Source organism: uncultured Phycicoccus sp., from assembly GCF_947495705.1.
Classification (GTDB): Bacteria; Actinomycetota; Actinomycetes; order Actinomycetales; family Dermatophilaceae; genus Phycicoccus.
Genome location: NZ_CANLZR010000007.1, coordinates 84,284 through 96,225, shown reverse-complemented (window position 1 = coordinate 96,225; position 11,942 = coordinate 84,284). Strand labels below are relative to the sequence as shown.

The window sequence follows — 11,942 nt, the reverse complement described above, 5'->3', positions numbered from 1 at the left end:
GCCGGGGCTGAGCGTTCCCCGGGTTCCTGAGAAGTTCCTGTAACCGATTTGTGACCTTTCGGCTCTCTCTTGTTAGGTTGGGCGGGCCCGACCGACCCCGGACGTCGGGCCCCAGCAGCGGGACGCCGAGTCCTGCCTCCGCTGCACGGGTCCTCAAGTACGACAACCGCTGGCAGGAGCGGGGGAACCACTCTCGGAGCCGTCTCTCGTCGGCTCCTCGGGGTGAAGCCGCGTAGCCACCAGGCTCGCGGCCGGGCGACCTCCGCCCGAACCCGACAGCTCACCCCGTAGGCATGGAGAGGTCCACTGTGTCCGAGCACCCCGTCGGGCGGCACCGTCCTGCTGCCCGCTACAGCCCCCTGGCCGAGCTCTCGTTCATCGTCCGCACCGCGGGCGAGAACGGCGTGAGGGCCTCGGCCGTCCTCGCCGCCTCCGGCGGGCTCGTGGCCGCCGTCGCGCTGCCGGCCCAGGCAGCGCGGCTCGGCACCGAGACGCAGGCCGCGCCGGCCCCGGCGCAGGCGGCCGGGTCCCCACGCGCCCTCGTCGCCGCCCCGGCGCTCGTCGCCCCCACCGCCGCGGCACCGGTCCGGGCCGAGACCGTGGGCGTCGACGGTGTGACGGCGGTCGCGAAGCCCAAGCCCAAGCCGGTCGAGCGCGCCGTCGAGCAGCGCGCCGACGCCGGGGCCAGCCGGTCCGCTACCCGCACGCCCACGGTCACCGTCCCGCCGGCCGCCACCGGAGTCGTCGGCATCGCCCGCAGCCTGCTCGGCATCCCGTACGTCTACGGCGGAACCAGCCCCAGCAGCGGCTTCGACTGCTCGGGCTTCACCTCCTACGTCTTCGCCCAGGCGGGCACCTCACTGCCGCGCACGGCGGCCCAGCAGCAGGCCGCGGCCACCCCCGTCAGCAACCCGCAGCCCGGCGACCTGGTCTTCTTCGGATCGCCCGCGTGGCACGTCGGCATCTACACCGGCAACGGGATGATGGTCCACTCCGGCAAGCCGGGTGAGGTCACCGAGGAGTCCCCGCTCTTCTCCGGAGTCAGCGGCTACGGCCGCTTCTGATCACGCCGCGAGACGCCCCGGACCCCTGCGGTCCGGGGCGTCTCCGCGTGCCATGAGGGTGCTGTCGCCCCAGCGCGCGATGGCCATTCGGTCACACTTTGTCCCGCCGGTCGGTCGGTTCTGACCCCACCGCTGGCCCGCGCGCGCGGGGGCGGACAGAATGGGGGCTGTCTGCAGGGGATCCCGCTCACGGATCCAGGACCATCACATGCCAATCCGGACTGCGCTGTTCGCCATCGCGTTCGCGCTCTCCATCGCCGCCGCGCGTCTCACCGTGCTGCCCGACACCGGGCTCGCGCTGTTCTGGCCGCCGGCGGGGATCGCGGCCCTCTGGGGTCTGTACGCGGCGACGCGTCGCGAGGTGCTCCTCGTCGGCGCCCTCGTCGCGGTCCTCGCGACGCTGGGCAACGCCGTCACCGGGTTCCCGCCGGCTGCTGCGGTCTTCCTCGGAGTCGCGAACGCCGTCATCGGGGTGGGCGTCCGGGGGGTCATGTCGTGGGACCGGCGCCGCGGCGAGGGTGCAACGCCACGCCGCAACACGCTGGTCAGCCTCGCCGACTTCTACCGCTTCCTCGCCGCGACGACGGTCGCGGTCACCGCGAGCGCCGCGTTCGGGATGCTCGGTCTCCTCGTCGCCGGGGTTCCCGTGACCGGGGGCAGCTTCGTCGGCTGGCTGATCCGCAACGCCGCCGCCGTCATCGTCATCGCGGCGCCCGGGCTGACGATGCGCGCCGGGGTCGGGCTCGTCACCCGACGTCTGGTGGTCGAGGGCCTGACGATGGTCCTCGCGACGGCCGGGGTGCTGTGGTTCGTCTTCGGGCCGGGTCAGAACCTCCCGCTCGGGTTCCTCCCGTTCGCCCTCGTCTTCTGGTCCGGGATCCGGCTGCCGCTCCCCCTCGCCGCCGTCCAGGGCCTCCTCGTCGCGACGGGCAGCCTCGTCCTCGTCCTCGGCCTCGCCCACGGCGTCCGGACCGGGCCGTTCGATCGGATCGGCAGCGACTTCGCAGCGGCCGCGAGCATCCAGACCTACATGCTCATGGCGGTCGGGCTCGCCATCATGGTGGCCACGGTGCAGCGGGAACGCGACCAGCTGCTCCATGAGGTGGCCGACGCGGCGAGCTACGCGAGCCTGCACGCCCAGGACCTGCGCGTGATCACCGAGACCATCCCGGACGGGATCCTCGTCATCAACCGCCGCGGGGACATCCTCATGCACAACGAGGCCGCGGCGCGCTGGGTCGCAAGCGGGGACAGCGGCGACTCCGTCCTCGTCGACGGCGTGAGCCGCCCCCTCTCGCAGACCCTCGTGGAGCGCTATCTCGACGGGTCGGAGATCCCGACCGAGGAGCGGCCGTTCGTGCGAGCCCTCGCGGGCGAGACGGTGCGCGGCGCCCTCGTCGTCACCGACGACCCCGACCTCGAGGAGCCCCGGATCGTCGCCGTCGACGCAGTGCCGATGCTCGACACCGGGGTCTACGGCCTGCCCGACCGGGTGCTCCTCGTCTTCCGCGACGTCTCGGACGACCACGCGCGGATCCGCGCGCTCGAGGCCGAACGTGAGCGCACCGAGCGACTCATCTCGGACGCCCCGCACGGCGTCGCGGTGCTCGACGTCGACGGGCGTGTGCTGCAGGTGAACGACTCGCTCGCGAGCCTCGCCGGGCGCACCGTCGAGCAGATCGTCGGGATGCGGTTCGAGGACCTGTCGCCGACCCACCGGCAGAAGATGCGGGTGTACCTCGAGCGGACGCTTGCCGTGCCGGGCGAGCTGCTCGTGGGCGACTGGACGATCGAGAGCGCCGTGACGGAGGACGCCCACGTCTCGCTGACGAGCCGGGTGCTCACGGCCTCCGACGAGGCCGACGAGGTCATCCTCGTCAACGTCGTCGACTTCTCGGACCGGCGCCGGTACGAGGAGCGGCTCACCTACCTCGCCGACCACGACGCGCTCACCGGGCTGCCGAACCGCCGCCGCTTCGACCAGGTGCTCGACGAGCACCTGCGCCAGTGCCAGCGGCGTGGAGCCACCGGGGCCCTGCTCCTCGTCGACCTCGACCACTTCAAGGAGGTCAACGACACGATGGGGCACGACGCCGGTGACCAGCTCATCGTGTCGACGGCCTCGCTCCTGCGCGACAACCTGCGGGTGAGCGACCTCGTCGCCCGGCTCGGCGGCGACGAGTTCGCGGTCCTGCTGCCGGACGCCGACCTCGCCGGAGCCGAGGCGGTCGCCGAGGCGCTCGTGCAGCGGGTGCGGGCGCACTGCTCCAGGCTCGAAGGGGTCAAGCGGCGGGTCACAGCGAGCGTCGGCGTCGTCACCTTCGCCGCGGCCGCCCAGCAGTCGGTGGACCCGCTCGCGCTCGCCGACATGCTGCTCTACGACGCCAAGGACGCGGGGCGCAACCGGTACGCCGTCCTCGACGCCTCCGGCACCCAGCAGCCGCGCTCCGGGGCGCGCCTGGAGTGGATGTCGCGGATCGAGTCGGCCATCGAGCACGACAAGTTCGAGCTGTACCTGCAGCCGATCCTCGACGTGCGGTCCAACCGAATCGTCGCCGCCGAGGCGCTGCTGCGGCTCGTCGACCGCGGCCACCCGGTGGCGCCCGGGCGCTTCGTCCACATCGCGGAGCGCGCCGGGCTGGCCCCGGACCTCGACCGCTGGGTCGTGCGCAACGCCGTCGCCATGCTCTCCCGGCTGCACGGCCTCGCTCCGGAGCTCACCCTCGAGATCAACCTGTCGGGCCACTCGATCGGCGACGCGTCGGTGGAGCACGAGTTCGTCGAAGCGCTGCGTCGGCACGGCGTCGCCCCCCACAAGGTCGTCGTCGAGGCCACCGAGACCGCCGCGGTGGCCGACGTGGCCGCCGCGCGGGCGTTCAGCCAGCGTCTGGGCGCGATGGGCACCCGGGTCGCCATCGACGACTTCGGTGCCGGCTTCGGGTCCTTCTACTACCTCAAGCACCTCCCCTTCGACATCGTGAAGATCGACGGGGAGTTCGTCGTGGGCGCCCACACCTCCGCCGTCGACCGGGCCATCCTCCGGTCGATCGTCGGCGTCGCCCGCAACCTCGGCAAGGAGACCGTGGCCGAGTTCGTCGCGGAGGAGGCGGTCCTCGAGGTCGTCCGCGAGCTCGGGGTCGACTACGCGCAGGGGTATCTCATCGGCGAGCCGGTGCCGTTCGACGTGTTCGTCGAGCGTCACCTGGCCGGCGGCTCGTCGCAGTGGACCACCGCAGGGCCCAGCCGGTCAGGCACACAGCACGCACTGATGGTCGGAGGAGACGTCTGATGAAGGGCTCACGTCGTTTGGAGCGAGGGGTGGGTGTGGTCGTCCTCGGAATGGCCATCTTCGCCGGGCTCATGTTGGTGTTCGGGCTCATGCTCTCGGACACCGGCCAGGTGGAGACCCGCGAGGGGCTCCTCTTCGGGGTCTGGCGGGTCCTCTACGACACCCGGGCCCCCTCGACCTCGATGATCGCCATCGCCATCGCCATCGCGCTGCTGCTCGCCGCGGGGGTCGCGGCCATCGAGCGGCGCATCGCCACGCGCTACCGCCGGTCCGAGGACATCGGGACGACCCCCCTCGCGCCGAAGCCCGTCATGGCGCGGACGGCCGGGGTGTACCTGGGCCCCGTCACGGTCACCGTGCTCATCCCGGCCCACAACGAGGAGGACCGCATCGGCGCCACCCTCACCTCGCTGTTCGAGCAGGCGGACCCGCCGGACCGGATCGTCGTCGTCGCGGACAACTGCACCGACGACACCGAGGACATCGCGCGGCTCCTGGGCGCCGAGGTGTTCCGCAGCGTCCGGAACAGCCACAAGAAGGCCGGGGCGCTCAACCAGGCGCTGGCCCGGCTGCTCCCGGACCTCGGGGAGAACGACTGCGTCATGGTCATGGACGCCGACACGGTCCTGGACCAGGGCTACCTCACCGCCGTGCGGAGCCGGATGGCCGAGGACCGTGCGCTCATGGCCGTCGGGGGCCTCTTCTACGGTGAGGAGGGTGCCGGCCTGCTCGGGCAGCTGCAGCGCAACGAGTACACCCGGTACAGCCGTGAGATCCGGCGTCGGCGCGGGCGGGTGTTCGTGCTCACCGGGACCGCGTCCGTGTTCCGCTCCGGTGCGCTGCGCGAGGTCGCGGCCCAGCGGGGCCGTGCCCTGCCCGGCCGCCACGGTGACGTCTACGACACGGCGGCGCTCACCGAGGACAACGAGCTGACCCTGGCGCTGAAGTCGCTCGGCGCGCTCATGATCTCGCCGCAGCAGTGCTCGGTCGTCACCGAGGTGATGCCGACGTGGCAGGCCCTCTGGAACCAGCGGCTGCGCTGGCAGCGGGGTGCCCTCGAGAACCTCGGTGCGTACGGCCTGACCCCCCAGACCCTGAGGTACTGGGCGCAGCAGCTGGGGATCGGGTACGGGGTCGTGGCCCTCAGCTCGTACTTCGCGCTCATCGTCGTCATGGCCGTCGCCCTCGACGACGCGGTGATCTTCCCGTTCTGGCTCGGGGTCGGCGCCGTGTTCGTCGTCGAGCGGGTCGTCAGCGTCTGGGCCGGGGGGTGGCGGGCACGCTTCCTGGGTCTGTTGCTCTTCCCCGAGCTCGTCTACGCCACCGTCCTCAACCTCGTGTACCTGCGCGGGGTCGCCGACATCCTCGCCGGGCGGCGCCCGGAGTGGCAGCACGTGGTCAAGACGCCCGACAGCCGCGCCCTCGTCGAGGGAGGTGAGCGTCGATGAGCGCCGCTCTGCCCGCCGGGATCCTGCTGCCCGAGACGGTGCTCGCATCGGGATGGTTCGGGGTGCTCGGCGTCTTCGTCGCCATCAACACCGTCATGTACCTCGCGCTGGCGGTCGCCAAGGTCCTGCCGAAGGTCTACCCGCAGGACTGGCTCCCGCGCAGCTACGCCCGCTCCCAGACCCGCAGCATCCACCCCGACTCGACGCGCTGACCCGGGCCGGGTGGCGGCGCGAGGGGCCGCCACCCCGCTCCCGGCCTCTACGCTGCGAGGATGCGGATCGAGGAGCTCGACTGGAGCGACACGGAGTGGGGGACGATCAGCCTGCGCCGGCGGGTCGACCCTGTGACGTCCAGGGAGGTCCACGAGGTGAAGCTCGACGAGGACTTCCTCATGTCGAGCCAGTTCACCGAGGGCGAGCGCGAGCTCGCGCGGCTCGGGCTCGAGGCGGTCACGGGGGACCGGCTCAGGGTGCTCGTCGGCGGGCTCGGCCTCGGATACACGGCGTGGACGGCTGCCGCCGATCCGCGGGTCGCCGAGCTCGTCGTCATCGAGGCGCTCGAGCCGGTCATCGGCTGGCATCGGCGGGAGCTGTTCGACGACACCCGGGGGCTGGCGGCCGACCCCCGGGTCCGGCTCGAGCGGGACGACTTCTTCGACCTGGTCAGGTCCGGGCGGGGTGGGCGACCGTACGACGCGCTGCTCGTCGACATCGACCACGCCCCTGACTGGTTGCTGCGCTCGGACCACGGCGACTTCTACACGGTGCCGGGCCTCCGGGCGGCCGGCGCGATGCTCGTCGGGGGCGGGGTGCTGGCCCTGTGGTCCGACGAGCCGCCCGAGCCCGAGTTCCTGGACCGGCTCGGCGTGGCGTTCGAGCACGCCGACGCGCACGTCGTGACCTTTCCGAACCCCCTGACCGGCGGCGAGTCGACGAACACCGTCTACCTCGGGCGCGGGCCACGGTGAGGGGCGTGAGGTTCAACCGCCGGGGCCCTCGTCCCACCACGATGCCCTGTGGCAGAAGACCGGAGGCTTCATGAGCGACTTCGCCGTGCTCGAGGTCGTGACCCTGTTCGTCGAGGATGTCGACGCGGCGAGGGTCTTCTACGTCGACGTCCTCGGTACCGAGGTCGTCTTCGCCGACGACGCATCCGCCGTCGTGCAGTTCTCGAACCTCATGGTCAACCTCCTGCAGGTCGACCACGCCCCGACCCTGGTGGAGCCGGCAACGGTGGGCGGCGCGACGGGGGCACGGGCGCTGTTCACGATCAAGGTCGACGACGTCGACACCGCGTACGAGGAACTGTCCGGGCGAGGGGCGTCGTTCCTCAACGGGCCCGTCGACCGCCCCTGGGGGCGCCGCACGGCCGCGCTCGCCGACCCGGCAGGCAATGTCTGGGAGATCGCTGCGGACATCGGCGAGCCCTGACCTGAACGGAGAGGGGGAGGGGAGACAGCCCCGCCGAGCCGCAGGCCGGCGCGGGCTATGCCGGAGCCGCCGGGCTTATGCCGGTGCGGCAGCGAGCCTTCCACCGGGCGGACCCACCTCGCGACGCTGGCCGCCTCGGTACCCGCCGAGCCCCGACCGAAAGAGTCAGCCATGCGCGCCGCCCCGCATCCCCGTCTCGTGCTCGCCGCCGCTGCGGCATCTCTCCTGCTCTCGAGCGTGGTGGCCGGTCAGGGAGCCGCATCGGCCACCCCTGCCGCGGCCGACCCGCGAGAACGCACAGCTCCTCGGGGGGCGGTGGTGGCCGAGCGTCCTCGTCCGGTGCCCACGGAAGGCCGGGTCGAGGTGCCCGCGGACCAGCGCGACACGGTGCTGGGCAAGGGTCACCGCCGCTCCGAGGACACGGCGTGGACGACGTCCGGCGACGGCAAGGGGCTGCACGTCCTGGCGGCTCGCGCCGAGGACGGGTACGCCTGGCGCACCCTGGCGACGCTGGCGGAGCCCGGGGTCGAGGCGGACGCGTGGATCGGCAACGCGTGCATGACCGGGGACGGCCGCTCGGTCGTCGTCGCCTACGCCCCGCGGGTCGCGACGAACAAGGCCGAGCTGTTCGACCGGGGCGGGTTCGTGGCGGTCGTCCGGGTCCGCGACGGAGCGGTGACCAAGCTCCCGCTGACGAGCACCCTCGCCTACTTCTCGCCTGCCTGCGGCACCGGCGACGATGCCGTGGTCACCCAGTTCCGCGAGGGCGACGACGGCGGCCAGACCCGCGTGGTGCGGATCGACGCGACGAAGGGCACCGTCCGCAAGCCCATCACGGTGCCGGGCGAGCTGACCTCGGCCGTCCCGGTGGGGGAGCGGATCGTCGCCGCCGACGCCAACGCCCTGGTCACCCTTGACACCACCGGGACCCGCCGCCTCGTGGCCATCGGCGAGAACGCGCCGTTCCGGCTCACGCCCGACGCGGACGGCGGCGTCGTCTTCCTCGACCGCGCCGATGCCACCGCGACGTACCACCGGGTGCCGGCCGCTGCCCTCGCCGGCCGCCGGGTGACCGCGGAGACGCTGGCCAGCGGCCCGCTCGACAAGGTGGGGATCACCCGGACCCCGGGAGGCGAGGTGTTCCTCACCGGACCGGTGGCCGTGCAGCGGGCGCTGCCGCCCACGGTCACCGCCCTCGAGGGCAGCACCTCACGCACCACCGTCTCGACGCGGGGCGCGCTGGCCATCGAGTCGGTCCGAGCCTCCGGGCTGAGCCCCAGCGGGACGGGGGACGACCCGACGCAGCTGCAGCGACCGGTGGAGATCCGCACCACGGTCCGGGCGACCGGCGCGCACCCGGCCTTCGTCGTCACCCCGTCGTCGGGGACGACGGAGGCGGCGGCCGACGTGCACCCGAGCCTGCGCGCGCGGCCTGCGGCCGGCGATGACGCCCGGGTGGCGGCGGCCGGCTCCCCGACGAACCCGGTCGAGGACGAGCGGTACTGCTCGGTGGCGCGCAACGACGTCCGCAACCAGACGATGCAGCCCAAGCCGCGCCAGGTCGAGTGGGCCGTCAACCAGGCGGTGCGCGGCGTGCTGACCACCTCCCGCCCGTCGAACTGGAAGAACCTCGGCATGCCGGCGTACACCCCGCAGGGGCTCTTTCCCTCGCGGGCGCTGTCCGGGGGCGGTTACGTGCCCTCGCAGGTCTTCCTCGGCGTCATCGCCCAGGAGTCGAACATGTGGATGGCGCCCGGCAGCGTCGTCCCCGGCGTGACGGGCAACCCCCTGATCGGCAACTACTACGGCCTCGAGATCTACGACGCGTCCTCGGCCAACGACTGGGACATCGACTTCACGCAGGCCGACTGCGGCTACGGGGTCACCCAGATCACCGACGGCATGCGCCTCGCCGGGCGCACCAAGCCCGGTGAGACGGCGCTGCCGTACGACAGCCAGCGCGCGGCCGCGCTGGACTTCGCCGCCAACGTCGCCGGTGGCCTGCGGATCCTCCAGGACAAGTGGAACCAGACCCGCAACGCGGGCCTGACGATCAACAACGGGGACGTCAACAAGATCGAGAACTGGTTCTACGCGGTGTGGGCGTACAACTCGGGCTTCTACCCGCAGTCCTCGGCCTCGAGCTACAACGGCGCCTGGGGGGTCGGCTGGCTGAACAACCCGGTCAACCCGAAGTACCCCGCCAACCGCGCACCCTTCCTCGAGTACACCTACGAGGACGCCCGCAACCCCCAGCAGTGGCCCTACCCCGAGAAGGTCATGGGCTGGGCCGGTCACCCGGTCGAGATCCTCGAGTCCCCCGGGACGCTGGTGGCCGGCTACCGGGCCGCCTGGTGGAACGGCGACGCGACGACGGGCCCCGCCAACCGGGCCGCCGTCAAGCCGCCGGTCACCCAGTTCTGCACGAGCGCCAACGACTGCGAGCCCGGGGCCAAGTACACCCCGAACGACCCCGCCGTCGTCGGTGAGCCGGCCGGCCCCTGCGCGCACAAGAACGCCGCGGGCCAGTACGACCTCAGGTGCTGGTCACACATCCCGAGCACGTGGAAGTCGGACTGCAGCTACAGCTGCGGCAACGCGCTGCTGCGCTTCAGCGAGGGCTACGCCTACCAGGAGGACGGCACGGCGTACCCGCCGAACTGCGCCCTCGGTGGGCTCCCGGCCGGGGCGCTGGTCATCGACGACCAGGCCGACTCGGCGCCGATCGTGAGACCAGGGTGCTCGCGCCCGCACACCAACCAGGGCACGTTCTCGCTCACCTTCGCGGCGGACGGCAACGGCGAGTACCCGTCCAAGACCGACCTGCACCAACTGGGCGCCGGGTTCAGCGGGCACTTCTGGTACACCCACACCCGCACCGCCGACCTGCGCGGCGGCTCGATGGACATCACCGGCACCTGGACCCTCAACCGCTCGCTCACGCAGTGGGCCCGGGTCTTCGTCCACATGCCCGACCACGGCGCCCACACCCAGCAGGCCCGGTACGAGGTGGACCTCGGCAACGGCACCCGGACCCGGGTCGTGCTCCAGCGGGTCATGAACAACAAGTGGGTCTCGCTCGGGTCGTTCCCGTTCAACGGCACCCCGAAGGTGCGCCTGGTGAGCAACACCTACGACGGCGACGACGGCAGCTCACCGATCGAGAACGAGGACATCGCGTGGGACGCGGTGGCCTTCCAGCCGCTGTCGGCGAAGCCGTCCAACATCGTGGTGTCGATGGGTGACTCGTACTCCTCCGGGGAGGGCGGGTCGGCCGACGGAGGGGTGAACTACTACAACGAGAGCGACAACAACGGCAACGACCCGGAGGCGCGCAACGCGTGTCACCGCTCGACGCAGACCTGGTCGCGCCGCGCGACCATCGCCGGGACCACGGGCACCATCGGCTCGCTCAGCGACGCCCGCAGCTCGCAGGTGGAGCACCACCTCATCGCCTGCTCCGGCGCCCAGACCGAGCAGCTGCTGCCGTTCCACACCGTCGGGGCGACGAAGCCGGCCAACTCCTGGGGCCAGACCGGCCGCGGGCAGTACGGTGAGCTCTCCCAGCTGGACAAGGGGTTCCTCGACGTCGACACGACGCTCGTGACGTTCTCCATCGGCGGCAACGACTCGCGGTTCGGTGACGTCATCGCCGAGTGCATCATCTTCGCCGGACTCAAGAAGTGTCAGGACGCCCAGCTGCCGGGCAGCTCGGTGCCCGCGGGCGAGGAGATCCCCGAGCTGATCCGCGGCAAGGTGGAGGACTCGATCGTGACGGTGCTCGCCGAGGTCCGCAAGAAGGCGCCGAACGCCAAGGTCCTCCTCATGGGCTACCCGCCGCTCTTCGAGGGGGAGGGTCAGTGCGTGCCGGGGGTCGGTACCGGCGAGGCGCCGTGGCTCAACGAGATGGGCGAGCTGCTCCTGGTCCACATGCAGGAGGCCGTCGACCGGGCCAACGCGGCGGCGGGGACGACCTACGTGTGGTTCTCGAACCCGTCGGCGCCGTTCGCGGGTGAGGCCGTGTGCGGGAACCCCGAGACGATCCACGGCATCGTCGCCTCGTGGAACCGGACGGCCGGCGAGGCCACGCTGCCCTCCTCGGGCGAGGGTGCGCAGCCGTCGCAGCAGTCGTTCCACCCGAAGGTCGACGGGTACGCCCACTATGCGACGTCGATGAACACGACGCTGCGCCAGATGGGGCTCTAGTGCGGCGGACGCCCCGGCGGGGCCGTGACCGCCCACCGGGCACGGTCACCCGGCTCGGGGCCGCCGCAGCCATCCTCGTGGGGCTCGGGCTGGGCGGGTGCTCCGGCCCCGGGTCGGCGGCGCGGGAGGACGCCGTGACGGCCGTGCGGGCCAAGGCCGAGGCGCTGCGGACGGACCTGCAGGCCGCCGCCCGTGGCAGCACCGGGGACGCACAGCTGGAGGCCGTCCGCGAGGCCCTGCCGGACCTGCCGCTCACCGCGACGACCGGCGGTGACGGGGTCGTGGTCCAGGGCGCGGTCACCGCCGGCGCGGAGGCGGGGGGCGGCCTGTCGTACGAGGGCTTCTCGGCCCGGCTCTGCCTGCGGTACCGCATCGCCGGCGGCACGGGGGAGACCGAGATCGAGGATGCCGCGTGCCCTGCCGATGTCGACACGGTGGCCCCGGCCGACGAGACCGTGCAGCTGGGGGACTGACCAACCCGCGACGGGCCGGCCCGACGAGGCC

The 11,942-nt window shown here is 72.4% G+C and carries 8 protein-coding genes and 1 riboswitch; all 8 genes read left to right on the top strand.

What is annotated here, in order from left to right; all coding sequences use genetic code 11:
* Positions 1-150: 150 nt before the first annotated feature.
* Positions 151-306: riboswitch (cyclic di-AMP (ydaO/yuaA leader) on the top strand.
* Positions 307-308: 2 nt separating this feature from the next.
* Entirely contained in the window at positions 309-1,064 is a 756-nt protein-coding gene (locus tag Q0963_RS11305) for a C40 family peptidase (protein ID WP_299445724.1), read from the top strand.
* Positions 1,065-1,272: 208 nt separating this feature from the next.
* Complete coding sequence (locus Q0963_RS11300) at positions 1,273-4,353, top strand: EAL domain-containing protein (RefSeq protein WP_299445721.1); 3,081 nt, start codon at positions 1,273-1,275, stop codon at positions 4,351-4,353.
* Between the two features lie 35 nt (positions 4,354-4,388).
* Positions 4,389-5,801 carry a glycosyltransferase gene (locus tag Q0963_RS11295; RefSeq protein ID WP_299445718.1) on the top strand — a complete coding sequence of 471 codons (1,413 nt, stop codon included), beginning with the start codon at positions 4,389-4,391 and terminating at the stop codon, positions 5,799-5,801.
* Positions 5,798-6,013, top strand: coding sequence for a hypothetical protein (locus tag Q0963_RS11290; RefSeq protein WP_299445715.1), 216 nt, complete (start codon positions 5,798-5,800; stop codon positions 6,011-6,013). Before Q0963_RS11295 ends, Q0963_RS11290 begins: the two co-directional genes overlap by 4 nt.
* A 60-nt stretch (positions 6,014-6,073) precedes the next feature.
* Complete coding sequence (locus tag Q0963_RS11285) at positions 6,074-6,769, top strand: spermidine synthase (protein ID WP_299445713.1); 696 nt, start codon at positions 6,074-6,076, stop codon at positions 6,767-6,769.
* A gap of 70 nt (positions 6,770-6,839) precedes the next feature.
* Positions 6,840-7,232, top strand: coding sequence for a glyoxalase superfamily protein (locus Q0963_RS11280; RefSeq protein WP_299445711.1), 393 nt, complete (start codon positions 6,840-6,842; stop codon positions 7,230-7,232).
* 339 nt (positions 7,233-7,571) lie between these two features.
* Complete coding sequence (locus Q0963_RS11275; RefSeq protein WP_299445709.1) at positions 7,572-11,438, top strand: GDSL-type esterase/lipase family protein; 3,867 nt, start codon at positions 7,572-7,574, stop codon at positions 11,436-11,438.
* Positions 11,438-11,911 (top strand): hypothetical protein, encoded by a 474-nt coding sequence (locus tag Q0963_RS11270; protein WP_299445707.1) that lies wholly within the window; start codon positions 11,438-11,440, stop codon positions 11,909-11,911. The genes Q0963_RS11275 and Q0963_RS11270 overlap by 1 nt, the downstream gene beginning before the upstream one ends.
* The last annotated feature ends 31 nt before the right edge of the window (positions 11,912-11,942 follow it).

Excerpts from the sequence above, each read along its gene's own strand:
- Q0963_RS11285 (WP_299445713.1), top strand. The coding sequence starts at position 6,074 with ATGCGGATCGAGGAGCTCGACTGGAGCGACACGGAGTGGGGGACGATC.
- Q0963_RS11290 (WP_299445715.1), top strand. The coding sequence starts at position 5,798 with ATGAGCGCCGCTCTGCCCGCCGGGATCCTGCTGCCCGAGACGGTGCTC.
- Q0963_RS11280 (WP_299445711.1), top strand. The coding sequence starts at position 6,840 with ATGAGCGACTTCGCCGTGCTCGAGGTCGTGACCCTGTTCGTCGAGGAT.
- Q0963_RS11300 (WP_299445721.1), top strand. The coding sequence starts at position 1,273 with ATGCCAATCCGGACTGCGCTGTTCGCCATCGCGTTCGCGCTCTCCATC.